Annotated in this window: 23 protein-coding genes; 8 read left to right on the plus strand and 15 right to left on the minus strand. The window is 55.0% G+C overall.

Going from position 1 to position 24178, the window contains the following annotated elements; all coding sequences use genetic code 11:
* Positions 1–62: 62 nt before the first annotated feature.
* The 7 genes from proW to EGK14_RS12290 all read right to left on the minus strand — a co-directional run bounded on the left by proW (position 63) and on the right by EGK14_RS12290 (position 7466).
* Complete coding sequence (gene proW / locus EGK14_RS12260) at positions 63–1229, minus strand: glycine betaine/L-proline ABC transporter permease ProW (RefSeq protein ID WP_125289387.1); 1167 nt, start codon at positions 1227–1229, stop codon at positions 63–65.
* Positions 1226–2422 carry a glycine betaine/L-proline ABC transporter ATP-binding protein ProV gene (gene proV / locus EGK14_RS12265; protein ID WP_125289388.1) on the minus strand — a complete coding sequence of 399 codons (1197 nt, stop codon included), beginning with the start codon at positions 2420–2422 and terminating at the stop codon, positions 1226–1228. Before proV ends, proW begins: the two co-directional genes overlap by 4 nt.
* 380 nt (positions 2423–2802) lie before the next feature.
* Positions 2803–3762: a class 1b ribonucleoside-diphosphate reductase subunit beta gene (gene nrdF / locus EGK14_RS12270; protein ID WP_125289614.1), complete on the minus strand. Its 960-nt coding sequence runs from the start codon at positions 3760–3762 to the stop codon at positions 2803–2805.
* A 39-nt stretch (positions 3763–3801) separates the two neighbouring features.
* Positions 3802–5946, minus strand: a complete 2145-nt coding sequence (gene nrdE / locus EGK14_RS12275) for a class 1b ribonucleoside-diphosphate reductase subunit alpha (protein WP_125289389.1) — start codon at positions 5944–5946, stop codon at positions 3802–3804.
* Positions 5919–6320 (minus strand): class Ib ribonucleoside-diphosphate reductase assembly flavoprotein NrdI, encoded by a 402-nt coding sequence (gene nrdI / locus EGK14_RS12280; protein ID WP_125289390.1) that lies wholly within the window; start codon positions 6318–6320, stop codon positions 5919–5921. Before nrdI ends, nrdE begins: the two co-directional genes overlap by 28 nt.
* A gap of 4 nt (positions 6321–6324) precedes the next feature.
* On the minus strand, positions 6325–6564 hold the full coding sequence (gene nrdH / locus EGK14_RS12285) for a glutaredoxin-like protein NrdH (RefSeq protein WP_125289391.1): 240 nt from the start codon (positions 6562–6564) through the stop codon (positions 6325–6327).
* A 575-nt stretch (positions 6565–7139) separates the two neighbouring features.
* The gene (locus EGK14_RS12290; protein ID WP_125289392.1) at positions 7140–7466 is read right to left on the minus strand and encodes a DUF883 family protein; all 327 of its coding nucleotides are present in this window, start codon (positions 7464–7466) and stop codon (positions 7140–7142) included.
* Positions 7467–7628: 162 nt separating this feature from the next.
* On the opposite strand from EGK14_RS12290, the gene EGK14_RS12295 reads away from it, so the two are divergent.
* From EGK14_RS12295 to EGK14_RS12310, 4 genes are all read left to right on the plus strand, one after another.
* Positions 7629–7964, plus strand: a complete 336-nt coding sequence (locus tag EGK14_RS12295; RefSeq protein ID WP_125289393.1) for a DUF2002 family protein — start codon at positions 7629–7631, stop codon at positions 7962–7964.
* Between the two features lie 112 nt (positions 7965–8076).
* Positions 8077–9495: an S-methylmethionine permease gene (mmuP, locus tag EGK14_RS12300; protein WP_125289394.1), complete on the plus strand. Its 1419-nt coding sequence runs from the start codon at positions 8077–8079 to the stop codon at positions 9493–9495.
* Positions 9482–10408 (plus strand): homocysteine S-methyltransferase, encoded by a 927-nt coding sequence (mmuM, locus tag EGK14_RS12305; RefSeq protein WP_125289395.1) that lies wholly within the window; start codon positions 9482–9484, stop codon positions 10406–10408. The genes mmuP and mmuM overlap by 14 nt, the downstream gene beginning before the upstream one ends.
* Positions 10409–10501: 93 nt before the next feature.
* A complete protein-coding gene (locus EGK14_RS12310; protein WP_125289397.1) occupies positions 10502–10921 on the plus strand; it encodes a hypothetical protein in 420 nt (139 codons plus the stop codon).
* Between the two features lie 46 nt (positions 10922–10967).
* On the opposite strand, the gene speG is transcribed toward EGK14_RS12310, so the two are convergent.
* The 6 genes from speG to EGK14_RS12340 all read right to left on the minus strand — a co-directional run bounded on the left by speG (position 10968) and on the right by EGK14_RS12340 (position 17648).
* Positions 10968–11534, minus strand: coding sequence for a spermidine N1-acetyltransferase (gene speG, locus EGK14_RS12315; RefSeq protein WP_125289399.1), 567 nt, complete (start codon positions 11532–11534; stop codon positions 10968–10970).
* 121 nt (positions 11535–11655) lie between these two features.
* Positions 11656–12522, minus strand: a complete 867-nt coding sequence (locus EGK14_RS12320; RefSeq protein WP_125289400.1) for a nucleoside-specific channel-forming protein Tsx — start codon at positions 12520–12522, stop codon at positions 11656–11658.
* Positions 12523–13283: 761 nt separating this feature from the next.
* A complete protein-coding gene (gene pmrB / locus EGK14_RS12325) occupies positions 13284–14354 on the minus strand; it encodes a two-component system sensor histidine kinase PmrB (protein ID WP_125289402.1) in 1071 nt (356 codons plus the stop codon).
* Positions 14347–15018 carry a two-component system response regulator PmrA gene (pmrA, locus tag EGK14_RS12330; protein WP_125289403.1) on the minus strand — a complete coding sequence of 224 codons (672 nt, stop codon included), beginning with the start codon at positions 15016–15018 and terminating at the stop codon, positions 14347–14349. Before pmrA ends, pmrB begins: the two co-directional genes overlap by 8 nt.
* The gene (eptA, locus tag EGK14_RS12335; RefSeq protein ID WP_125289405.1) at positions 15015–16655 is read right to left on the minus strand and encodes a phosphoethanolamine transferase EptA; all 1641 of its coding nucleotides are present in this window, start codon (positions 16653–16655) and stop codon (positions 15015–15017) included. Before eptA ends, pmrA begins: the two co-directional genes overlap by 4 nt.
* A gap of 69 nt (positions 16656–16724) precedes the next feature.
* Positions 16725–17648: an AraC family transcriptional regulator gene (locus EGK14_RS12340; RefSeq protein WP_125289406.1), complete on the minus strand. Its 924-nt coding sequence runs from the start codon at positions 17646–17648 to the stop codon at positions 16725–16727.
* A gap of 673 nt (positions 17649–18321) precedes the next feature.
* Between EGK14_RS12340 and EGK14_RS12345 the strand changes: the two genes are divergently transcribed.
* Genes EGK14_RS12345 through EGK14_RS12360 form a run of 4 tightly spaced genes read left to right on the plus strand, consistent with a single transcriptional unit; the run spans position 18322 to position 22199 of the window.
* A complete protein-coding gene (locus EGK14_RS12345; protein ID WP_125289407.1) occupies positions 18322–19731 on the plus strand; it encodes a sugar porter family MFS transporter in 1410 nt (469 codons plus the stop codon).
* Between the two features lie 16 nt (positions 19732–19747).
* Entirely contained in the window at positions 19748–20758 is a 1011-nt protein-coding gene (locus EGK14_RS12350; protein WP_125289408.1) for a Gfo/Idh/MocA family protein, read from the plus strand.
* Positions 20759–20777: 19 nt separating this feature from the next.
* The gene (locus tag EGK14_RS12355; protein WP_125289410.1) at positions 20778–21212 is read left to right on the plus strand and encodes a PTS sugar transporter subunit IIA; all 435 of its coding nucleotides are present in this window, start codon (positions 20778–20780) and stop codon (positions 21210–21212) included.
* A gap of 45 nt (positions 21213–21257) precedes the next feature.
* Positions 21258–22199, plus strand: coding sequence for a sugar phosphate isomerase/epimerase (locus EGK14_RS12360; RefSeq protein ID WP_125289411.1), 942 nt, complete (start codon positions 21258–21260; stop codon positions 22197–22199).
* Positions 22200–22287: 88 nt separating this feature from the next.
* Here EGK14_RS12360 and EGK14_RS12365 read toward each other — a convergent pair whose 3' ends face one another.
* A complete protein-coding gene (locus EGK14_RS12365; RefSeq protein ID WP_125289412.1) occupies positions 22288–22641 on the minus strand; it encodes a hypothetical protein in 354 nt (117 codons plus the stop codon).
* 186 nt (positions 22642–22827) lie between these two features.
* Positions 22828–23946 carry an ABC transporter ATP-binding protein gene (locus EGK14_RS12370; protein WP_125289413.1) on the minus strand — a complete coding sequence of 373 codons (1119 nt, stop codon included), beginning with the start codon at positions 23944–23946 and terminating at the stop codon, positions 22828–22830.
* Positions 23947–24178: the final 232 nt, after the last annotated feature.

Genomic DNA, 24178 nt, shown 5'->3' on the forward strand with positions numbered 1-24178 from the left:
GAAGATCCTTGTTATTCAAAAAGCAGAAGCTGGCGACGACGTAACGCCGCCAGCAGGCAGGATTAGTGGATAAACGGACGAGTGATCAGGCCTAACGGGCCGCTGGCGTACCAGCGACGGGCTCCGCGGCTGCGGCTGTCGCGGCCAACGGACTGCGTCAGACGGTCAAGGATGATGGCGAGGATAACAATGCCCACGCCGCCGACGGTGGCCAGCCCCATATCAAGACGGCCGATGCCGCGCAGCACCATCTGACCCAGGCCGCCAACGGCGATCATCGAGGCGATCACCACCATCGACAGCGCCAGCATCAGGGTCTGGTTAACGCCCGCCATAATGGTCGGCATCGCCAGCGGCAGCTGAACCTTAAACAGCATCTGGCCTGGGCTGGCGCCGAAGGATTCGGCGGCTTCGGTTAAATCAGCCGGAACCTGTTTAATGCCCAGGATGGTCAGGCGCACAATCGGTGGCAGGGCGAAGATAATGGTTACCACCACACCGGGCACGTTACCGATGCCAAACAGCATCACAATCGGCACCAGATAGACGAACGCCGGCGTCGTCTGCATGGCATCCAGCAAGGGCCGGATAAATTTGGCGGCCTTATCGCTGCGCGCCAGCCAGATCCCCAGCGGCAATCCGATGACCATGCAGAACAGCAGGGCGGTCAGCACCAGCGCCAGCGTTACCATCGCCTGCGACCAGGCGCCTATAGCGCCAATAATAATCAGCGAAATCAGCGTGGCGACGCCCATACCGAAGCTGGAGATCTGCCATGCGAGCAGCGCAAACAGGACGATAGCGACGGGGGACGGCATCCCCAGCAGGAAGTGCTGAAAAGCACTGAGGATATAATCAACCGGTACGCGGATGCCCTGGAACAGCGGACGAAAATGGCTGACGATCCAGTCGATCCCGCTGGTTACCCAGCTATCAAGCGGGATCAGCGTTTTGTGAAAAGGATCGAGCAGATTGAAATGCTCCGGCGCCGGGGCTGGCGTGCTGCTTAACCAGTCGCTGCTGCCGGCCGCCGCGTCGTGACCGCCTGGCGTTCCCCAGGCATCAGCGCCGCTCGCTGAAGCGGCGTCCGCGCTCTGGGCCGGGGCTGCGCCGGTGGACCAGGGATCGCCTGCGGCGGCGGACGGTGCGGCGCCAGCGTGCGCGGCTGGCGTAACATCAGAAGAGGCGGCGGATGCGCTCTGCCACGGGTCGGTTGCTGGTGTGCTCATGGCTGGCTCCCTTCACGATCTAATGCCTGTAACAACATGCCTTTGGAAATGATGCCGATATAGTGATTATCTTCGCCAATGATGGGCACCGCGCAGGGGGCCTGTGCAACATGCGACAGCAGGTCGTTAAGCGACGTATCGCCGGGCATGGCGACAGGCGCGGGCAAAATAGCCTGATCCAACCCGTTGCCTGCGGCGAGCGCAGCCTTAAGCGAATCGGTAGACACCACGCCCACAAACTTCTGCTTTTCCAGCACGTAGCCATATTCGCGGTCTTCATCCTGTAACAGCTTGATGGCCGAACGCGGGCCAAAGCCCGGCGCTTTACGCATCAGCACGCTGGCGCTGCGGCGGGCGATATCTTTGGCGCTGAAGACGTGGCTGATATCCACGCCGCGAAAGAAAGTGCGCACGTAGTCGTTAGCGGGATTATTCAGAATTTCATCCGGCGTGCCGACCTGAATCACTTCCCCGCCCTGCATAATCGCAATACGGTCGCCAATGCGCATGGCCTCATCCAGATCGTGAGAAATAAAGACGATGGTGCGCTGGTGGCGGGATTGCAGTTTTACCAGCTCATCCTGCATCTCGGTACGGATTAAAGGATCGAGTGCGGAGAAGGCTTCATCCATCAATAATATATCCGGGTTGATGGCCAGCGCGCGCGCTAATCCAACACGCTGACGCATTCCGCCGGATAATTCGTCCGGCCAGGCGTGGGCGTAATTATCCAGGCCAACCTGACGCAACGCCTCCAGCGCTTTTTCCTGCCTTTGCTGGAGCGGGACGCCAGCTAATTCCATGCCGAAAGCCGCATTATTTAATACCGTAAGATGGGGCATCAGCGCAAATGACTGGAATACCATGCTGATTTTATTTCGGCGCACCTGACGTAATTCGCTTTCAGATATTTTTGCTATATCGACACCGTCAATAATGACCTGACCACGGGTGGGTTCTATCAGACGATTGAGAAGGCGAACCATGGTGGACTTGCCGGAGCCGGAAAGGCCCATGATCACAAATATCTCGCCTTCTTCAATGGCCAGACTGGCATTCTTTACGCCAAGCGAGAGGCCGGTTTTTTCCAGCAGTGCTTCTTTGCCCATGCCTTTATCGATATACTTAAAAGCGCGATCGGGGTTTTCTCCAAAAACCTTATAAAGGTTTTTAACTTCAAGTTTAATAGCCATGTAATTATTTTATTCCTGACAAATAGTTAATTTTCTTATATTTCAATCGATCCTGGTAAAATATGAACGGTCTATACCCTAACACACTCTCAGACTGAGGCAACCCTTTGCGCGGCCTGGCTAAATTGATCATGAGACGTGCATCTCCGGCAATGGCAGTAAGGGTAAGGGATGAGGAGGAATTTCACACCGGGAAAATAGTGCGATATTTATTGTGAAAAGACATCCTGGAGGAGGTATTTCTGTGAGGGAATTCGCTTGTGGGCGGAATAAAAAAACACAAGAAAAAGAGAATAGCTTTTCAGTGAATTTATATTGAACATTCGATCAATAAAAAATAATGCCAGCGGACGGCCAGCCAACAAGCCGCCCGCATTTATTCAAAAATTCCAGTCCTCATCTTCGGTATCCACGGCTTTTCCCATCACATAGGAAGAACCGGAGCCGGAGAAGAAATCATGATTCTCGTCGGCATTGGGCGACAGCGCGGCTAAAATAGCGGGGTCTACCCCGGTCAGCTCTGGCGGGAACAGCGCCTCGTAACCCAGGTTCATCAGCGCCTTGTTGGCGTTATAGTGCAAAAACTTATTCACCTCTTCGCACCAGTCCGGGCTTTCATACAGATCCGTGGTATAGGCCAGCTCGTTTTCATACAGCGCCAGCAGCAGCTCCATAGCGAACTGATGCAGCTCCTTGCGTCTGGCCTTGCTCTCTTTTTGCAGCGCCTTCTGGTATTTGTAGCCGATATAATAGCCGTGTACCGCCTCGTCTTTGATAATCAGACGGATCAGATCGGCGGTATTGGTCAGTTTGCCGCGGCTTGACCAGTACATCGGCAAATAAAAGCCGGAATAGAACAGAAAGGACTCCAGAAAAACACTGGCGATTTTCTTTTTTAACGGATCGCTGTAATGATAGTGTTCCAGCACGATGTCGGCTTTTCGCTGCAAAAAGATATTGTTTTCGCTCCATTCGTAGGCCGCATCAACATCGCTGGTATGGCACAGCGTGGAGAAGATAGAGCTGTAGGATCGCGCATGTACCGCTTCCATAAAGCTGATATTCGACATCACCGCTTCTTCATGCGGCGTCAGCGCATCCACCATCAGCGCCGGGGCGCCAACGGTGTTCTGAATGGTGTCCAGCAGCGTCAGTCCGGTATACACGCGGATGGTGAGCTGCTGCTCCTGTGGGCTTAACCCGTTCCAGGCCGGAATATCGTTAGAAAGCGGAATTTTCTCCGGCAGCCAGAAGTTCGAGGTCAAACGGTTCCAGACTTCCAGATCCTTTTCGTCCTCGATCTGGTTCCAGTTAATAGCGTGTACGCGTTGTAGTTTCATCATATTTTTAGCGAATGCCTTCGCTCCCTTATAGTCAGATTAGAGCGAGCAGGAAACACAGCCTTCGACTTCAGTGCCGAGCAGGGCCATCTGACGCAGGCGAATGTAATACAGGGTCTTGATACCTTTCTTCCAGGCGTAAATCTGCGCCTTATTGATATCGCGCGTGGTGGCGGTATCGCGGAAGAAAAGCGTCAATGACAGTCCCTGATCGACATGGCGCGTCGCTTCGGCATAGGTATCGATAATCGCTTCCGGCCCGATATCGTAGGCGTCACGGTAAAACGCCTGGTTATCGTTGGTCATAAACGGCGCGGGATAGTAGACGCGGCCCGTTTTCCCTTCCTTACGGATCTCAATACGCGAGACGATAGGGTGGATACTCGACGTGGCGTGATTGATATAGGAGATCGAGCCGGTCGGCGGGATCGCCTGCAAATTCTGATTATAGATGCCGTAGTGCGTAACCATATCGCGCAGCTGCCGCCAGTCCTCTTGCGAAGGCAGCGTGATACCCGCTTTGGCAAACAGCGCGGCGGCTTCCGGCGTGCGCGGCTGCCAGGGCTGATTAACATACTGGTCAAAGTATTCACCGCTGGCGTAGTGAGAGGCCGCAAAACCGGCAAACCGCTCGCCGCGCTCCCTGGCAATCAGGTTGGAAGTGCGCAGCGCGTGATAGGTGACGGCATAGAAGTAAAGATTGGTAAAGTCCAGCGCCGCCGGTGAACCGTAGTGAATGCCTTCACGCGCTAAATAGCCGTGCAGATTCATCTGGCCCAGGCCGATAGCGTGCGACTGCGCGTTGCCGTTTTCAATGGAAGGCACGGAGCGGATATGACTCTGGTCGGAAACGGCCGTCAGGCCGCGCACTGCGATCTCCACCGTGCGGGCAAAGTCAGGCGAATCCATGGTATGCGCAATATTCAGCGACCCGAGGTTGCAGGAGATATCCTTGCCGATATGACGATAGCTTAAATCCTCATGGTATTCGGTCGGCGTATTTACCTGCAGGATCTCCGAGCAAAGGTTGCTCATATTAATCCTTCCCTTGATCGGGTTGGCGCGGTTAACCGTATCCTCAAACATAATATAGGGATAGCCGGACTCGAACTGGATTTCCGCCAGCGTCTGGAAGAACTCGCGTGGATTAATAAAGGTGCGGCGGATACGCTCGTCGGCCAGCATCTCCTCATATTTCTCGCTGATGCTGATATCGGCAAAGGGCAGGCCGTAAATACGCTCGACGTCGTAAGGCGAAAAGAGCGCCATCGGCTGATTGGCCTTCGCCAGCTGGAAGGTCACGTCCGGTATCACCACGCCCAGCGACAGCGTTTTGATACGGATTTTCTCGTCGGCATTTTCCCGTTTGGTATCCAGAAAGCGCAGGATATCGGGATGGTGCGCGTGCAAATATACCGCGCCCGCGCCCTGACGCGCGCCCAGCTGATTGGCGTAGGAGAAAGCATCCTCCAGCATCTTCATCACCGGGATCACGCCGGAAGACTGGTTTTCAATACGCTTGATCGGTGCACCGGCCTCGCGCAGGTTAGAAAGCAGAAACGCCACGCCGCCGCCGCGTTTGGACAGCTGGAGCGCGGAGTTCACCGAACGGCCGATCGACTCCATATTGTCTTCAATACGCAGCAGAAAACAGGAAACCAGCTCGCCGCGCTGCTGCTTGCCGCAGTTCAGAAATGTTGGCGTGGCAGGCTGAAAACGGCCGGACAGCATCTCTTCCACCAGCGCCGTCGCCAGCGCCTGGTCACCTTTGGCCAGCGTCAGCGCCACCATGCAGACGCGCTCGGTAAAGCCTTCAAGATAGCGTTTACCGTCGAAGGTTTTCAGCGTGTAGCTGGTGTAAAACTTCCACGCGCCCAGGAAAGTCTGAAAGCGGAAACGATACTGGTAAGCCTGCTCAAACAGCGCGTTGATAAAATCAAAAGAATAGGCGTTCAGCACTCCAGCTTCGTAATAGCCTTCCGCTACCAAATATTGTAAGCGCTCACTAACAGAGTTGAACGTTACCGTATTTGGCAGCACGTGCTGTAAGAAATAGCGGCGCGTCGCCTCACGATCTTTCTCAAACTGAATATGGCCGTCTGCATCGTAAAGGTTGAGCATTGCGTTCAGGGAATGGTAGTCGGCCGTGGCTGGCGCTATGGGTGTGCTTTCTGTTGTTGCCAAAATTGGGTTACTCCCCTGGATACGTTGGCGATGTCTTCTTCAGTGCCCAGCAGCTCGAAACGGTAGAGGCACGGGACGCGGCATTTCTGCGCAATAATGCTGCCCGCCAGGCAGTAAGCTTCGCCAAAATTGCGGTTGCCGGCGGCGATTACGCCGCGAATGCCCTGGCGGTTATCGACATCGTTAAGAAACTGAATGACCTGCTTCGGCACGGCACCTTTGGCGGTGCCGCCGCCGTAGCTGGGCACCACCAGGATATAGGGCTCAGCCACGCGCAGCGGCTGGCCGCCGATCGGGATACGGCGACAGGGCAGGCCGGTACGCAGCACAAAGCGGTGCGTGTTTTCCGACTGGCTGGAAAAATAGACCAGCATGGCGTCAGCCCTGCGCGACGGCACGGCCCAGCGCGGCGATCTTATCGGGGCGGAAGCCGCTCCAGTGTTCGCCTTCCGCCATCACCACGGGAACCTGGCGATAGCCCAGCGCTTTCAGCGTCTCCAGCTCGGTGGGATCCCGATCGAGGTTGATCAGCTGATACGCAATGCCCTGCTTATCCATCGCGCTTTTCGTCGCGCCGCACTGGACACAGTTATCTTTAGTGTAAATAATAATGCGCATGATTCGTATTTCCCTTTGTAGGCGGATATCCGGCACGGATAAGGCTGACAGACTGTTGAGCAAGCTTCCGGGCAGAAACGCCGCATAACCATATATTGTGTGTTGGTTGCTGTATTAAATACTAGATGTAGCGTTTATCGATTGCAACCTCATAGCTTGTGCGCTTATCAGCGCTAAGCGGGGCAAAGCCTTGCCGCACCTGGATTTAGCGCGGCAAAAAAATTTCAGGCTTTTTGCATGGCAGAACTGAAAGGGGATTCGGCAAACGGCGTGGCTAAAAAACAAGCGGTACGGCGCAATAAATTCATGACGAAGGCCGGATGCTGATGGCCAGCAGAGGCGGGGCGAGAAATATCCAGTAAGAGGTTATTGGGAAGGCTGTCATAAAACAGCAGGTATTGGATATAGCTGCTAAAGCAGGGCGGTAAACCACATAAACAAGATGTCGTGTAACTGTGGCAGCAGAACTTGCCGGCCGCAGCCACTTCTGCACTCTTATCCGGCAGAATTCGCCGTCCCGCAGAAATAACAATCCCCGCATAAGCGGGGACTGATCAGAGCATACAGGCGTAAAATTAATCGCGGGAAGTGCTGGTCGCAATCAGCGCGCCAAGGAAAACGCCGATCGCCGCGCCGATGCCGACGCCGTGCCACGGGTTATCCCGCACAAAGGTATCCACATGCTCGCCTGCGTCTTTAGCGACCTGAGACACGCGGTTGCCGCCGCCGTTAAGCTTAGCGCGGGTTTCTTTCAGCAGCGCCTGCGCTTTGCTGCGCGCATCGTCAACTTCTTCTTTCGATTTGCTGCCGTAGGATTTCAGCAGGCCATCAAGGGTATCAGCCAGCAGAGTGACGTCCTGGTTGATATCAATATCTTCGTTCTTTGTCGTCCGGTTAAACATTTAGCGCTCTCCTGGAAATGATACGGACTATTTACTATAGACTATCAGAGAGATATTTCGTGCGTCGGGCTGCCGCGCACCCTGTTTCTGGACAATTCCGAAAGCCCTGCGCCCTGGCGCTAAGGTAAGGTGACGGAGTTGGCAAGTATTAGAGGATTAAGCATGTATCTACGCCCTGATGAGGTCGCTCGCGTACTGGAAAAAGCGGGATTTGAAATGGACGCGGTCACCGCAAAAGCTTACGGCTATCGCCGAGGCGACAGCTATGTGTACGTAAATCGCGAAGCGCGTCTGGGACGCACCGCGCTGGTTATCCATCCTACGCTGAAGGAAAAAAGCCACAGCTTTGCGGAACCCGCGAACGAAATCAAAACCTGTGAGCACTACGTGCAGTTTCCCATGTACCTGGTCGGCGACAGCCGGGATCACTACGGCATTCCGCACGGCTTCAGCTCGCGCGCCGCGCTGGAGCGCTATCTGGAATCCGTATTCGACTAATCGCCCGGCAGGTTGAAACGCTGCTTTATGTTTCCTGACGTTGCATTACCGTCACAGACCAGGTATAACACCTGGCCTATGTAGAAGTTTAGACGTCTATACGGATAACAGGATGCAGCAGACTCAGCAGGACAATACGCAACAATTTAAACGCAGCATGAAGGCGCGCCATCTGGTAATGCTTTCGCTTGGCGGCGTGATCGGCACCGGCCTGTTTTTTAATACCGGCTACATTATTTCCACTACCGGTGCGGCGGGGACGCTGCTGGCCTATCTGATTGGCGCGCTGGTGGTCTATCTGGTGATGCTCAGCCTGGGTGAACTTTCCGTCGCGATGCCGGAAACCGGCGCGTTTCACGTCTATGCCGCGCGCTATCTCAGCCCGGCGACCGGCTATACCGTGGCATGGCTTTACTGGCTGACCTGGACCGTGGCGCTGGGCTCAAGCCTGACGGCCGCCGGTTTCTGTATGCAGTACTGGTTCCCCCAGTCGCCGGTCTGGCTCTGGTGCCTGCTGTTCTGCGCGCTCATTTTCCTGCTCAACGTTATCTCTTCCCGCTTCTTCGCTGAAGGGGAGTTCTGGTTTTCGCTGATCAAGGTCATCACCATTCTGGCATTTATCGTGCTTGGCGCAGGCGCGATGTTTGGCTTTATTCCGCTAAAAGACGGCAGCAGCGCGCCGTTCTTCCACAACCTGACCGCGCACGGCTGGCTGCCGCACGGCGTGCTGCCAATTTTGATGACGATGGTGGCGGTAAACTTCGCCTTCTCCGGTACCGAGCTGATTGGCATTGCCGCTGGCGAGACGGAGAATCCGCATAAGGTGCTGCCGCTGGCGATACGCACCACGGTAGCGCGACTGATTATTTTCTTTATCGGCACCGTGCTGATCCTGGCTGCGCTGATCCCGATGGATCAGGCCGGCATTGTGAAAAGCCCGTTTGTGCTGGTATTTGAGAAGATCGGTATCCCTTACGCGGCCGATATCTTTAACTTCGTTATCCTGACCGCGATTCTGTCAGCCGCTAACTCCGGCCTGTACGCCTCTGGCCGGATGCTCTGGTCGCTCTCCAATCAGAACACGCTGCCGCGCTGCTTTGCCCGCCTGACTCGTCGCGGCATTCCGCTGACCGCGATTTCCGTCAGTATGCTGGGCGGCCTGCTGGCGCTGTTCTCCAGCGTGATCGCGCCGGATACGGTGTTCGTCGCTCTTTCCGCTATCTCTGGCTTTGCCGTGGTGGCCGTGTGGCTGAGCATCTGCGCCGCGCACTTTTTCTTCCGCCGGGCGCATCTGCGCGCGGGTAAACCGCTTGCCGCACTGAAATATCGTGCGCCGTGGTATCCGCTGACGCCGATTTTAGGTTTTGTGCTCTGCCTGCTGGCCTGCGTCGGGCTGGCTTTCGATCCCGGGCAGCGCATCGCGCTCTACTGCGGGCTGCCTTTTATCGCCGTCTGTTACGGCGCTTACTACTTTACTCAGCTGCTGCAAAAACGTGAGCAGGCAAAGGAGACTCCGCATGTTGTCGATTGAGGCGGTTAAACAGCAGGTAGCCGCAGGGCTGGTGCTGGATGGCGCGATGGCTACCGAGCTGGAAGCGCGCGGCTGCGACCTGAGCGACGCGCTCTGGTCTGCGAAAGTGCTGATTGAAAATCCTGAACTGATTTATCAGGTGCATTACGACTACTTTAAAGCGGGCGCGCAGGTGGCGATCACCGCCAGCTATCAGGCAACGCCGCAGGGTTTTGCGCAGCGCGGGCTGGATGAAACGGCTGCGCTGGCGCTGATTGCCCGCAGCGTGGCGCTGGCCGTGAAGGCCCGCGAGGACTACCTGGCCGTCGCGCCGCAGGCCGGGCCGCTGCTGGTTGCCGGCTCCGTAGGGCCTTACGGCGCGTTTCTGGCCGACGGTTCCGAGTATCGCGGCGACTATGCGCTGCCGCAGGCGGAGATGATGGCTTTCCACCGGCCGCGCGTGCGGGCGCTGATCGCGGCGGGGGCGGATATTCTGGCCTGCGAAACGCTGCCTTCCTTCGCGGAGATCAAGGCGCTGATCGCGCTGCTGGCGGAGTTTCCCGCCACGCCAGCCTGGTTTTCATTTACGCTGCGCGACAGCGAACATCTCAGCGACGGTACGCCGTTAGCTGAAGTCATCGCCTTTTTGGATGCGCAGCCGCAGGCGGTGGCGTTGGGGATCAACTGTATCGCGCTGGATAAGGTCACGGCCGCGCTGAAAGTTTTCTCCGCGCTGAGCGCGAAGCCGCTGGTGGTCTATCCCAATTCCGGCGAGCAGTACGATGCCGTCAGTAAAAGCTGGCACAGCGATGCTTCGACCTGCACGCTGGCGGATAATCTTGCCGAATGGCAGGCCGCCGGCGCCAGGCTGATTGGCGGCTGCTGCCGCACCACGCCCGCCGATATTAAAGCTATCGCCCAACGCTGCCGATAATACCTTCAAAGCTTTGCACCATAACGCCCGCAGCCGCCGGGCGTTATTCGCTGTGCCCAACTATTCTCACTATTTAACCTGGCAGGAAAGCTTATGAAACGTATTTTACCGGTGCTGTTTGCAGCGTGGCTGCTTGGCGGATGCGCCACTATCGTGGGCGACAAAACCCAGGATGTGAGCATTCAGAGCTGGCCGCAAGGGGCAAAATTTGTAGTGCAGGATGAAACCGGCCGGGCGGTGGCGGAAGGCTATACGCCAAAGACCGTGACGCTGGCAAAATCGGACGGCAGCTACTTTGGCAAAAAGAAATTTTTGCTGATGCTGGAGCAGCCGGGCTTCGTGCCGCAAACCATTCCGCTGAACGAGAAGGCCAACCTCTGGTATCTGCTGGGTAATATCCCGCTTGGCGGCTTCCCCGGCTGGCTGCTGGTCGATCCATTTAACGGCGGCATGTACCACATCGAAGAACCGCCAGCCCGGATCATTATGAATCCTGTCGGTGCGCGCGGCTGACGGAAAACGTGGTGGCCCGCGCTGCTGGCGGGCCGGATAGCCGGAGCTACTGCGCTGTGGGCTTAACCATCGTATGCGGCGGGCGGTGCTTAGCCAGATACTGATGCTGGAAGATGCACATGCGGATGGTATTGCGGTACTCGCCGTTGATAAAAAACTCGTGGATCAGCTCGCCTTCGATTTCAAATCCCGGCTTGGTGTAGATATGGATAGCCTTTTTATTCTCTTTATCGACGATTAAATAAAGCTTGTAGAGATTGAGAACGGAGAAACCATACTCCATTGCCAGCAGCGCGGCCTTGCTGGCAAGGCCTTTGCCCTGATGGCCGGGCGCGATAATAATCTGAAACTCTGCGCGACGGTGAATATGGTTAATTTCGACCAGCTCCACCAGGCCCACTTTATCTTCTGCATATTCCACCACAAAACGCCGTTCGCTCTGATCGTGAATGTGCTTGTCATAGAGATCGGACAGCTCGACAAACGCCTCATAAGGTTCTTCAAACCAGTAGCGCATTACGCTGGCATTGTTATCCAGCTGGTGGACAAAATGCAGATCTTCGCGTTCCAGCGGACGTAATTTTACCGATTGCTCGGCCGATAAAGCAGGCATACATCATCCTTTTTTACTGAGTCACCAGGGCAAGCAGTATAGGGCGTGCAGCGGACGGGAAAAAGCGGGAAAACAGCACCGCCAGCGCGCAACGGGCTGGCGGTTGAGGAAGCGTTGCGGATCAGAAGTTGTAGCCGGCCACCAGATAGTAGCCCCAGCCGGTGGATTTCACTTCAAAATTACCCGTGCCGAAGTTCAGCTCCTGGCCATCTGCCCACTGGCCGCCGTTGTGGAAATAACGCGCCACCACGGAGTAGTGCCAGTGGTCGTAAACCAGCGACAGCACGTGGCTGGAAGCGATGGAGTTGCTGGTGCGTGAAGCATCGCTCTTGTCGCGCAGATCGGAACCCCAGTCAAAGTTGGTAAAGCCGATATAGCTCAGGTTACCGCCCCACAGCGAAGTCAGCGGCACAAAGTATTTCACCTTAAAGCGATAGCCGTCCCAGCTGTTTTCGTTAGCGGCACCGTAGTTCTCCCACTGGTATTTAGCGTACACGTTCAGCGACAGGTTGACCGGCGTGTGGGTATCGATATCGGTGCCCAGGCCCATGTACCAGGTGTTCTGACGGTTGTCGCTGTTACGGCCCATATCGTAGATATAGTTGTTGGCGAAATACCACTCTTTCACCGGCCCGATGCTCAGATCGGTATTGGTCAGTTTGTCGATGGAGAAGCGCGGTTCGATCTCCATAAACATCGGCGAGCCGTGGTCGAAAATGCCGTTGGCGTTGGCGTTACCGGCACCGAAGAAGTTGGTCAGATCCAGGTAGCCGTAAAAATCAAACCAGTCTTTTTTGGCGAAGGCTTCATATTCCAGATAAACGTCGTTGTTAAACTGCGGCCCGAACCGGGTGTGATAGCTGCCTACCACGTTAACGCTCTGGTGCCACCAGTCGGAAACGTACTGCGGCTGCTCGGGGGCAGCAAAAGAAGCGGTGCTGTATGAAAGCGCCATCACTGCGCCAGCCATCAGAGATTTATATTTCATTATATTACCACATGCTTATCGACCATTTTCTGCAGCCCGCGCGATGGTCTTATCTGTCGTTATCCGGAACGGAACAGGAAGGCGGTTTCAGTGCCGAAAGCGCCCGTATAAATGCCGGAAAAGTGTGCCGTCATCCGCGCTTAAGGAAATAGATATCGCTCACAGTTGTCAAACTCTGTTTCATTTCACTTTAATTAAAGTGTGATGTAGATCACGCAAAGGACGGAACTTAAGCGGGCTGTTGCTTGTCTGCGCCGAAAAAGCCTGTTTGTCGCCAGGTAAACGTTTGCCTGTTGAAGTAAGGGGGAATTCTGAGAAAAAGAAAGCGGTGCGGGGTAAATGTTATGAGGTTGTGTTATAAGATAATCTTATATAAAGGGCAAGTTTTTGCGCGTTTTTTAGTCACCAAAAGAGAGTGGGGCTGCAAGGCCGCAGGTTATGGGCGCCTCTGTTGCACGCCATTTTGACTGACAGTACCGCAGCGGTTAATACTCTCCGCTTTGACTTTCCTGGCGGTCGCGGCAGATTAACGGCTTTCGTCAGGCCTGGCCTGGCGACGACCCGCAATCTGACATTTTTTCGCCGTTTAGCGCGCCCTTAATGTTGCCTTAATATTCCTGCGGGAAACTCTTCTCACCAACCTGAGGAGAACACCATGAAACAGCCGCGCAGCCGTCCGATAAGTGAATATACCGCCGTGATTTTCAGCGGCCTTGTGATCCTGGCTTTTCTGCGGGCATGGTTCGCTGCCTGAATCGTCCTCAGGAAAATTTTACCGAGGCGCGACAGCCGCCGGGTTTCGGCCGATTTTCGAGGAAAAACTGCGCCTTATGCAGCTGGGCAATGCGGCTGACGATGCTCAGTCCCAGCCCGATGCCGCCGTAACGGCTGTCCATCCGTACAAAGGCGCGGCTCAGCTCGCCGCTTTTGCTTTCGTCAATGCCCGGCCCGCAATCCTCCACCGCCAGCACCGCGCCGGAAACGTTTTCAATGCGAATGGTCACAACGGTGCCTTTTGGGCTGTAGCGATGGGCATTTTCCAGCAGGTTCCTCAGCAGAACGCTCAGCAGCGTGGCGTCGCCGCGCACCGTGGCATCCTCCGTTGCCGCCACTTCCAGCGTTTGTCCACGCTGTTGCAGCATCGCCTGCATTTCCAGGCTCATCGGCGCGATCACATCCCGAATCAGCGAAACCTGCTGATAGTTGCCGGCGGTAAAGGATTGCCCGACGCGCGCCAGTTGGAGCAGCTGAGAGACGCTGTTGGTCATCTGATCCAGACGCTCGAGCAAAGGGCGCACGTTAACGGCGTGCTTTTTCTCTATCAGCTCCAGATGCAGCCGTAGTCCGGCCAGCGGCGTGCGCAGCTCGTGGGCGACATCGGCGGTAAACAGGCGTTCGCGCTCCAGACTGGTGGTCAGACGCGTAATCAGCTGATTAACAGCCTGGGTAACGGCATCCACTTCCCGCACCGAACGGGCACAGCTGATGGGATCGAGATCGTCCTCGCTGCGGTTTTCCAGCTGCTTTTGCAGTTCAGACAGCGGCCGCGTGATCCATTTCACCACCTGGAAACAGAGCAGCAGGGCGAGCGTAATCATAATCAGGCTCGGCACGGCCAGGCTGGCGACGGCCTCATGGATCTCTTTTTCCACGTGCTTGTGCTGGTCATGATTATGCAGCGCCGCGTCCACCAGCAGCTGGATCTGCTCTTTGCTTTCGTGCCACAGCCACGCCACGCTAATCACCTGGCAGAACAGCAAAATCAGGCCAACCGCCATCAGCAGGCGAAAGCGCATCGTGTTGCCTTGACGTTGAAAGAAAAATTTACTCATTCGTATCGGCCTTGATCAGGGCATAGCCAAAGCCGCGCACGGTGCGGATCGCCGAGCGGCCGATTTTTTCACGCAGGTTGTGGATATGCACCTCCAGCGTGTTGGTGGACGGCTCGGTTTCCCAGTTGTAGATATCGTTGTAGAGGATTTCGCGATGCACCGGCTGCCCGGCCTTAAGCATCAGCCGCGACAGAATAGCGTACTCTTTCGGCGTCAGCTCCAGCAGCCTGTCGGCAAGATGGATCTGGCGATGCGTCATATCCAGCGCCAGCTGGCCAAACGACAGCATGCTGTCACCCTGATTAACATCGCGGCGGATCAGCGCCCGGATGCGCGCCAGCAGCTCCTCCAACGCAAAGGGCTTAATCAGATAATCGTCCGCGCCCGCGTCCAGCCCGGTGATGCGGTCGCCGACCGTATCGCGCGCGGTGAGGATCAGCACAGGATACTTTTTCTTCTGGCGACGCAGACGTAGCAAAAGGCGCAGGCCGTCCTCGTCCGGCAATCCCAAATCGAGGATCAGCAGGCTATAGAGGCCGCTGGCAAGCGCGGCCTGCGCGTCGCGGCTGGTGCTCACGCCGTCGCAAACGTAGCCTTCGCCTTCCAGCGCCATGAGCAACCCCTGTAGCAGCAGGGCATCGTCTTCCACCACCAAAATTTTCACCGCTTTGTGCTCCGACAGGCCGTCAGGATATCGTCGCCAGGCACATACTCACGCGTCACCGTGCCGGTCAGCCCCAGTACCGTAGAGAAGAGATTATCCTGCGACCAGTTATTGTTCGTCAGTTTGTTCATACAGTCCATAGCCACCGCGTGGCGCTGCTGATAGTCGGGCGACAGCCAAATCAGCATCGGCACGTGCTTCTGCTCTTCCGGCGCTATCGCGTAGGGCATACCATGCAGATAGACCCCGTTTTCGCCCAACGATTCCCCGTGATCGGAAAGATAGACCAGGCTGGTGGTAAAGCGATCCTGATGTGATTTTAATACGTTAATGGCTTTATCGACGATGTAATCCACATAGAGCAGGGTATTGTCGTAGGTGTTGACCAGCTGCTCCCTGGAACAGTCCTGGATTTGATTGGTGTCGCAGGTCGGCACAAAACGGCGGAACTGCGCCGGATAGCGATGATAATAGGTTGGGCCGTGGCTGCCGATAGTATGCAGCACGATAATGCCGTTGCCCTTCAGCTGGTTGATATAGTCATCCAGGCCGTGGAACAGCACGTCGTCGTAGCATTCGCCGTTGATGCACTCGCCAGGCAGATCCAGACGCGTCATATCCTGATGCGGCACCCTGTCGCAGGCGCCTTTACAGCCGCCGTCATTCTCATTCCACAGCACGCTAAGGCCCGCGCGCTGCACGATATCCAGCAGGCCTTCACGGTGGCTGGCAAGCACATCATCATAGCGCGCGCGCGGCATCCCGGAAAACATGCAGGGCACCGACACCGCCGTAGACGTGCCGCAGGATATGGTGCGTGGGAAATAGATAACGTTATCTTTCGCCAGCAGGGGATTAGTCTGGTGCAGATAGCCGGAAAGCGAAAAATCCGCCGCGCGCGAGGTCTCGCCTAACACAATAATGGTCAGGCTTTTTTTTGTGCTGTTGAGCAGTTGCGGGCTTTGATGCGCATCTTCTCCCAGCCTGACCAGCGGCAGGTGCGTCAGCTGGTTGTGCCTGTACCAGGAGAGCGTTGCGGCAATACTGTTGGAAGGGCTAAGCGACTTCACCAGCTCTTTATGATTGCGAAACAGCGAGGCGTAATCTTTATAGAAGAGCAGGGCGATGAGCAGGATTAAAACGGCGGAGGCAGCCAGGCTGAGGACGCGCGGCACCACGCTGTTTAACAGGCCCGACGGCGTTTTAAAGCGTATCCAGAACGCCAGCGCGGCGGCCAGCACGCCGGAAAGCAGCAGGCTGATAACAAACTGCGGCGTCATCAGCGCAAAGGATTCCGACGCGGTGGTATCCAGCATATTAACGATCATCGAGCGGTCGAGAACGATATTGTAGTTCCAGATAAAGTACTGCGCCGCGGCGGAAACCAGGATAAACAGGGCGCTAAGCAGCCTGTCCAGCCACAGAAACGAGGCCAGCGTCAGCACGATATTAATGACGCTGAACGCCACCAGCGGCATAGAAAGAAAAACCAGCGTACAGCGCAACGTGGTGAGCGGCATGGCCGCCAGCACCTGATGGTAAAAAGCAAGATTCAGAAACAAAGCAATATAGGCGGAAAAGAGGATCGGGAAAAGGTGTCGGCTCAGCGACACGCTTTTAAGCTGCATCAGTGACATACCAGCAATCCGGAGCAGGAAAAGAGAGGCTCAGCCTGCCAGTGAAAGATTAGGAAAACCTTAAGGATCTTAAGAAATCGCGTCCGGCGCGCTATGCGCTTGCTGACCTGGCGCCTGCGTCGGCGCATTTTTCAGCTCGCCAGTTAGCCAGAACTTTTTATAGCGAGCGGGCGGAATGCCTACCAGATTATGAAAAATGCGATGAAAGTTATTGACGTTGTCATAGCCTACCGCGTTTGCCACTTCCGTTACGCCCAGTTCGGTGCTCAGTAATAAAGACTGCGCTTCGCCGATCCTGCGTCGGGTCTGATACTGTTTAGGCGAATAACCTGAAAAAGCTTTAAAGAGATGCGCCAGATAAAAACGATTCATTTGCAGTTCGGCCGTAATTAAACGGAAATCAAGATTGTCTTTATAATGTTCGTCGATAAAATCTTTAATGCGCTGGCCCGGTGACAGCGTGCCGGGATCGTTAACCTCGTTTCTTTCTGACCAGATTGTCCGACAAATTAACAGCAGCGCCTGCAACAGGCTGTGGCCTGTTTCGCTGGCGTAGGGCTTTTTACTGTTGATATGTTGCCACATCTGTAAAAAGAGCTGGCGGATTTCGTCGTAATAAACGCCGCTCGGCATCATTGCCGTCTGACCGCGCGGCGTTAAATGATTTAGCGGCAGCCCGTGAATACTGAGCTGTTCTACGCCGCAGCTGAATAACATCAGGTCGTCCGTGGCGTGCGGGCATTCGTCATGCAGCACGCCCGCATTAAACAGCAGCAGATCGCCCTGTTTCGCCTGATACTGACGCCCGTCGATATGATAAGTGCCGCTGCCCTGCATAATAAACATCAGCTCAAACCGCTCTTCGTGGCGGTGCATCACGCGCGGCGTGGCGGCGCCTGTACCGTCGGCCCGGCACATAAACAGCAGACGCGGGCGGCTATCTTGTGCAAAGCCGCCTTCAGCGGAATGGTCGTTCAGGCAAAATGTCAGCATGGGATCTCCGGTGGCGTTCATCGCTATTCTTACATCAATAGTCGCAGGCTGTAATCATCAAAATTAGTTTTTGTCTTTCTATAACGTACTGATTGATAATGGATATCGAAAAATAGTCGGCCAGAAAATCTCTGTTTTTGCTTTATGCCGCCGCAATCAACCAGCAAAAACGGCTGCCGTTGCACCGGATGAGTCTTTTTTGAGCATATTTTGAAATAAAAGGTTCAGCCGTCATCCCGTCGGCGAAAAGGTAAATCCCCTTTTTCGGTATGGCTTTTTAATGTTGACCGACAGAACAAAAATCATCAAAACGGCAGAATAAAAGCCTGACTGCCGCCTCAGCCGCAAGCATAATTAATGCCGTAAGATATTATCTTCCTTTCCATTTTTAATAAAAGGCAGCGTAGAAATAAACTCTTCATTCTTGCTAAGTCAACGCGTTAAAATCAGTTTGTGATTGCTGTCACCCGCCATCAGAAAATTTAAGCGGAATATTGATCTCCAGCACGGTATGAATGTTTCGTTATCTTTCTATATGGCCTTTTTCTTTCACTTCGGTATACCCTTTTCTCTGTCCGCTGTAGCCTGGAATTGTTTTTAAACGGCGGCAACAGCCATTAACGTTTTATAAAAAATGATGCAAGGCGTTCCTTAAAACCAGACGGAAAACCCTATGTATAATAAAAGTCACCTGCAAAATCCCGACCGAATGCGCTTTATTACGCTGGTCTCTACTATCGGCGGATTATGTTTCGGCTATGATACCGGCGTAATTTCCGGCGCATTAATTTTTATGAAATATGATTTTAATTTAACGCCGGTGCAGGAAGGTTTTATTACTTCCTTTTTGCTGTTCGGCGCGGCGTTGGGATCGCTGTTCGGCGGTTATTTATCCGATAAGCAGGGGAGACGGAAAAACCTGCTGTGGGTTGCGGCGATATTTATTATTGGCGCGCTGGGCACGGCTTTCGCCTGGAATGTCCCTTCCATGATCGTCGCCCGCTTTGTCCTTGGCCTGGCCGTCGGCTGCGCTTCGGTAACCGTGCCTGTTTACATCACTGAACTGGCGCGGCCAGCCCGGCGCGAGCGGCTGGTTACGGTCAACGAGCTGATGATCGTCACCGGCCAGTTCCTCGCCTATTCGATGAACGCCGGTATCGTTAATTTTTATCCCGATATGTCGCATAACTGGCGCATCATGCTGGCGATCCCGGCTATTCCCGGCGCGCTGCTGTGGATCGGGATGCTGATGATGCCGGAATCACCGCGCTTTCTTCTGCGCCGCGGCGAAACCGATAAAGCCATAAAGGTGCTGAAAACCATCCGTCTGCCGCAAGAGGTCGATCGTGAGGTCAAAGAGATACAGCGCGTTCTCCAGATTGATACGGTACGGCTGAATATCTTTGCCGAGCTGAAAAAACCCTGGGTTATTCAGCTGATCCTGATTGGCCTGATGATCGTGCTGGCCACCCGCGTAACGGGCGTCAATACCATCATGTATTACGCGCCGACAGTATTGAAAGCCACTGGTCTGGGCGATGCGGCGGCGGTCACCGGCGCGGTGGCCAACGGCGTGGTCTCCATCCTCGCAACGCTGCTGGGCATGGTGCTGATTGGTAAACACTCGCGCAGAAAAATCTTTTTCACCGGGCAGGCTGGTGTCACCCTCTGCCTGGTGCTGATCGGCCTCGCCTTTAAGCTTTTCTTCCATACCGAAATCCACAACGGCGTGGAGAGTCTGCACGCTGATTTTGCGGGCGCAAGCTACATCATCCTGGGTCTGATGCTGCTGTTTCTGGTCTTTATGCAGGGCTGGATAGCGCCGGTTTTCTGGCTGATGCTGGCGGAAATCTATCCGCTGCGGATGCGCGGCCTTGGCATGGGCATCGCCGTGTTCGGCCTGTGGATCTTCGACTTTATTATCCAGTCCATCTTCCCGCTGCTGCTGCATCGCTATGGCGGCGGCATGACCTTTGGCTTCTTCGCGGCGACCAATGTCGTGATGCTGATCCTGCTGGTTAAATTTCTGCCCGAAACGCGCGGGCTGACCTTAGAACAGATTGAAAATAAATTCCGCTTTTAAAAGTGAGGTAAACGCAATGCCAGTAAATATCGGACTCATTGGCCTGGGCATGATTGGCCGCGACCATCTGCAACGCTTCAGTACGGTAATTAATAACGCCAGAGTCACGGCGGTGTGCGATATCAATAGCGGCGTAGCGGATACGCTGGCGAAGCAGTACCAGGCCACCGCTTATTATGACGCTATTGAAATGATCCATTCAGAGAGCGTGGACGCTATTTTTATCTGCTCTATCGGCCCCGTGCACAAGGAGCAGATCCTCGCCGCCATCAAAGTCGGCAAGCCAGTATTTTGCGAAAAGCCGCTGACGCCGACCGCCGCAGAATCGAAAGCCATTATCGACGCGGAAACGGCATACGGTAAACGATTGCTACAGCTGGGCTTTATGCGCCGCTTCGATCCCGGCTATATCGAACTGAAAAAGAGCATCGATGCCGGCGAGCTGGGCGATATCCTGCTGATGCACTGTGCGCACCGCAATCCTTCCGTACCGGAGAGCTATACGCTGGAAATGGCGATTAACGATTCAGCCACCCATGAAATCGACATTATCCGCTACCTGCTTAACGAAAACATTGTTTCGGTACGCGTTGATATACCGCGTAAAAAAACCAGCCGCGCGCTGCCGCATTTGCAGGATCCGCTGATGGTGATTTTTGAAACGGAATCGGGCGTGCGCATCGATGACGAACTGTTTGTTAACTGCAACTACGGTTACGACATCCAGTGTGAAGTTATCGGAGAAAATGCTATCGCCAGCCTGACAGAACAGGCGCTAACCGTGAAGCGATCCGTCAGCGGCGCCGGCTACCCTATCGCCAAAACCTGTATGGAACGCTTTGCCACTGCCTACGATCGGGAGGTGCAGAACTTTATCGACAATATCAGCAGCGGCAGAGAGATGAGCGGGCCATCCTGCTGGGACGGCTACGTCGTTGCGCTGGTGTGCGATGCGGGACTCGCTTCGTTGCAGGATGGCCTGAAACACGAAGTCACCGTGCCGCCGCGTCCGGCGCTCTACCGCTAATCATTAACAGGAGCCGACTATGCTGGCACTTTCGCAGGACGACCTTTTTCTCGACTGCCGGGCCTCGTCAAAAACAGAGGCAATCCGTCAGGCAGCCGCAGCGCTGGAGCAGGGCGGCTACGTAAAGCATGGCTTCTTTGATGCCATGCTGGCGCGGGAAAGCAGCGTATCCACTTATCTGGGCGCGGGGATTGCTCTGCCACACTGCGCTAAAGAGCGCATCGATCTGGTGATTAAAACCGGTTTTCAGGTTTTTCAGTTTCCACAGGGCGTGAACTGGGGGAAGGGCAAGATCGCCTTTATCGTGGTAGCGGTAGCGGCGAAGCAAAACGAGCATATCCAGGTTATCGCCGATATCGCTGACCTGTTTAGCAACGAATGGAAAAGTACGCTGCTGGCGCAGACAACCAGCAAAAACGATTTTATTACGCTGTTTGTAAAGCCGGAATTTTAAACAGGCCGACAGCGCAATCCAGACCTGATGAATTAAGGATCACCAATGAAACTTGCACTTTGTACGGACGTTCTGGCAAATCTGTCATTTGGCGAAATGCTGGATCGGGTAAAAAGCTACGGGATTTACGGCGTGGAGATGACGGCCGGCGGCTGGTCGCCCTGTCCGCATGTGAATACCGATGAGCTGCTGGCCTCAACGGAGAAACTGGCCGCTTTTCGTCAGGAGCTGGAAAAGCGCGATATGGAGATTGTGGCGCTGAACTGCTCGGGCAATCCGCTTGCGCCGGGCGAGCTGGGCGAAAAGCATACGCGCAGCAGCTACAAAACCGTTGAGCTGGCGGCCAGGCTGGGCGTGAAAAAGATAGTGATGATGAGCGGCCTGCCGGGCGGCGGCCCGGAGGATAAAATCCCAAACTGGATCGCTTCAACCGTGTCGTGGCCGGACTATATGCCTGGCGTGCTGGCGTGGCAGTGGGAAGAGATTGCCGTGCCGTGGTGGAAAAAATTTGTGCAGCATGCGCGTCAGCACGGTATAGAGAAAATTGCTATAGAAGCCTTTCCGAGCCAGCTGGTTTACAACGCGTCGACGCTGCTTAAGCTACGTAGTGCGGTGGATGAGATGATAGGGATCAACCTTGATCCTTCGCATCTGATCGCCATGGGTGCCGATCCGATCGCCGCCGCCAGAAAGCTGGAAGGCGCGATATTCCACGTGCACGGCAAAGATGCGCGCATTGAGCGCGGTCTGGCGGATATTGATGGACTGATGGAAACGCAGCCGGTAACGGAAACGAAATCCAGAACCTGGAACTATGTAGCGGTTGGCTGTGGCAAAGATTTGCTGTGGTGGAAGGAGTTTTTCTCCGTGTTGCGCATGACGGGCTATGACGACTATGTCGCGCTGGAAATGGAAGATCTGACCATGAGCGTTGAGGCCGGGCTGGAAACGTCAATCGATGCGCTTAATGCCAGTATCAGCCGCTAGCGCTCGCGCGCCATCGGCCTGTGAAACCCTGTAGAACCATAAAAGAAAAGGCCGCATAAGCGGCCTTCAACTTCATCACGATGAGCGATTACTCAGTGACTTTCTTTTTCAGATCGCTGGCGCCTTCTTTGGTTTTATTCCAGCCTTTCTGGGTGCCTTCTTTAGTAGCATCCCATCCTTTTTCAGTGCCTTCTTTGGTTTTATGCCAGGTTTTCTGCGTGCCTTCGCTGATTTTGCTGGTGGTGTCGTGGCTTTTGCCTTCCGCCGCATGTTCAGACTTCAGCTTCAGCTCTTTGCCTTCATTCTGGGTCTGATGCAGCTTCTCTTTTGCCGTATTGGCGCCTTCGTTAGCGGCGGCTACGGTGTCATCCGTTGCGTGTGTGGCGGCAAAAACAGGAGAAGCCAGCAGAAGGGCAGAAAGTGCAATAATCGTTTTTTTCATGATTTCCTCACCAAACATTGATCCGTTGTGTAGTTAAGCATGGCACGGCTGATAACGCCCCGCCTTAGGAATAACCTGTATTTGAGCATAGCGGAATCGGGCGATTTTGCTGCTTTACCGGTGGAATGACGGAAAAAAATATCCGTCCGGCAGGGCCGAACGGAAAAAGGGCGATGTTCGTATCAATCAGGCGGCACGTACCTGGGGCATAGCGATATCGGCGCTGATACGGGTCCCCTCGGTATCAAACACCATGCAGTGATGGGGATAAAAGGTGGGCTGTAGATGTTGATAAGGGCGAAAATGCACGTCGCCCGGCAGCAGCATCTTGAAGCCGTCGTGGCCGTGGCTCTGACCAAACAGACAGGTATTGTTGCCAAGCCGTTCAACCACTTCGCAATGGAAATTGAGATGCAGCGGCGCGTCGCCGCCAATCTGCAGCTGCTCCGGACGAATGCCCAGCGTAATGGCGTCGCCCGGCTGCAGCTGGCGCACCGGCGGCGGCAGCTGTAGCGTATGCTCGCCCTCATTGATACTGGCAGTTAGTCCGCCGGGGCCGCACTGCTGCACGCGCGCCGGCAGAAAATTCATTTTCGGCGAGCCGATAAAGCCCGCTACAAAGCGGTTTACAGGATTGTAATAGAGCGCCATCGGCGATCCGACCTGTTCCACCTTACCGTAGTTCATCACCACGATCTTATCCGCCAGCGTCATCGCCTCTATCTGGTCATGGGTGACATAGACCATGGTGGTTTTCAGCTCCTGATGCAGTTTGGCAATGTGCAGCCGCATATCGACGCGCAGTTCCGCGTCCAGGTTTGAGAGCGGCTCATCGAACATAAAGACGCGTGGGTTGCGCACGATAGCGCGACCGATAGCGACGCGCTGGCGCTGGCCGCCGGAGAGCTGCTTCGGTTTACGGTCGAGAAGGTGGGCAAGCTGCAGCGTTTTTGACACCATTTCGACCTGATGCTGAACCTGCACTTTCGGCATGCCGTTAACCTTCAGGCCGTAGCCGATATTCTCCGCCACCGTCATATGTGGATAGAGCGCATAGGACTGAAATACCATTGCCACGCCGCGATGAGCGGGCGCGACGTCATTCATTAACTTATCGCCAATTAAAATCTCGCCGTCGCTGACCTCCTCCAGTCCGGCAATCAGCCGCAGCAGGGTGGATTTACCGCAGCCGGAAGGGCCGACAAAAACGGCAAACTCGCCCGCCTCAATATCAAGCGCGATATTTTTCAGCGTTTCTGTTTTTCCAAAGCGTTTGGTGACGTTTCTCAGTCTGATGCTGGACATGCGGATCCTCATGGCAAAAAGGTTTGGCTGTGGAAGTGTGTATTACGTATAACAAATACAGTAATTTCCCGTCAGCCCTGATGGTGCCTGCCTGGACTATAACGCCGCCCGGAAGCTCGCCCTATCGCTGTTGTTGATTTCTGTAATAACGATCACACATTGATGTGAAGGGGCTGGAGCACGGCGCAAGTTACGCGTAGCTTAAGCCCACAATGCGATACGTCGTTCCTGC

Origin of the sequence: Erwinia sp. 198 (assembly GCF_003937915.1) — a bacterium.
In the GTDB taxonomy this organism is placed as follows: Bacteria; Pseudomonadota; Gammaproteobacteria; order Enterobacterales; family Enterobacteriaceae; genus Erwinia; species Erwinia aeris.

Coding starts and splice junctions, on each gene's coding strand:
- mmuM (WP_125289395.1), top strand. CDS start 9,482: ATGTTGTCGATTGAGGCGGTTAAACAGCAGGTAGCCGCAGGGCTGGTG.
- nrdH (WP_125289391.1), bottom strand. CDS start 6,564: ATGCGCATTATTATTTACACTAAAGATAACTGTGTCCAGTGCGGCGCG.
- proW (WP_125289387.1), bottom strand. CDS start 1,229: ATGAGCACACCAGCAACCGACCCGTGGCAGAGCGCATCCGCCGCCTCT.
- EGK14_RS12370 (WP_125289413.1), bottom strand. CDS start 23,946: ATGTCCAGCATCAGACTGAGAAACGTCACCAAACGCTTTGGAAAAACA.
- mmuP (WP_125289394.1), top strand. CDS start 8,077: ATGCAGCAGACTCAGCAGGACAATACGCAACAATTTAAACGCAGCATG.
- eptA (WP_125289405.1), bottom strand. CDS start 16,655: ATGTCACTGATGCAGCTTAAAAGCGTGTCGCTGAGCCGACACCTTTTC.
- EGK14_RS12345 (WP_125289407.1), top strand. CDS start 18,322: ATGTATAATAAAAGTCACCTGCAAAATCCCGACCGAATGCGCTTTATT.
- EGK14_RS12295 (WP_125289393.1), top strand. CDS start 7,629: ATGTATCTACGCCCTGATGAGGTCGCTCGCGTACTGGAAAAAGCGGGA.
- EGK14_RS12340 (WP_125289406.1), bottom strand. CDS start 17,648: ATGCTGACATTTTGCCTGAACGACCATTCCGCTGAAGGCGGCTTTGCA.
- EGK14_RS12320 (WP_125289400.1), bottom strand. CDS start 12,522: ATGAAATATAAATCTCTGATGGCTGGCGCAGTGATGGCGCTTTCATAC.
- pmrB (WP_125289402.1), bottom strand. CDS start 14,354: ATGAGTAAATTTTTCTTTCAACGTCAAGGCAACACGATGCGCTTTCGC.
- EGK14_RS12365 (WP_125289412.1), bottom strand. CDS start 22,641: ATGAAAAAAACGATTATTGCACTTTCTGCCCTTCTGCTGGCTTCTCCT.
- EGK14_RS12290 (WP_125289392.1), bottom strand. CDS start 7,466: ATGTTTAACCGGACGACAAAGAACGAAGATATTGATATCAACCAGGAC.
- EGK14_RS12360 (WP_125289411.1), top strand. CDS start 21,258: ATGAAACTTGCACTTTGTACGGACGTTCTGGCAAATCTGTCATTTGGC.
- EGK14_RS12355 (WP_125289410.1), top strand. CDS start 20,778: ATGCTGGCACTTTCGCAGGACGACCTTTTTCTCGACTGCCGGGCCTCG.
- proV (WP_125289388.1), bottom strand. CDS start 2,422: ATGGCTATTAAACTTGAAGTTAAAAACCTTTATAAGGTTTTTGGAGAA.
- speG (WP_125289399.1), bottom strand. CDS start 11,534: ATGCCTGCTTTATCGGCCGAGCAATCGGTAAAATTACGTCCGCTGGAA.
- EGK14_RS12310 (WP_125289397.1), top strand. CDS start 10,502: ATGAAACGTATTTTACCGGTGCTGTTTGCAGCGTGGCTGCTTGGCGGA.
- nrdF (WP_125289614.1), bottom strand. CDS start 3,762: ATGAAACTACAACGCGTACACGCTATTAACTGGAACCAGATCGAGGAC.
- nrdI (WP_125289390.1), bottom strand. CDS start 6,320: ATGCTGGTCTATTTTTCCAGCCAGTCGGAAAACACGCACCGCTTTGTG.
- EGK14_RS12350 (WP_125289408.1), top strand. CDS start 19,748: ATGCCAGTAAATATCGGACTCATTGGCCTGGGCATGATTGGCCGCGAC.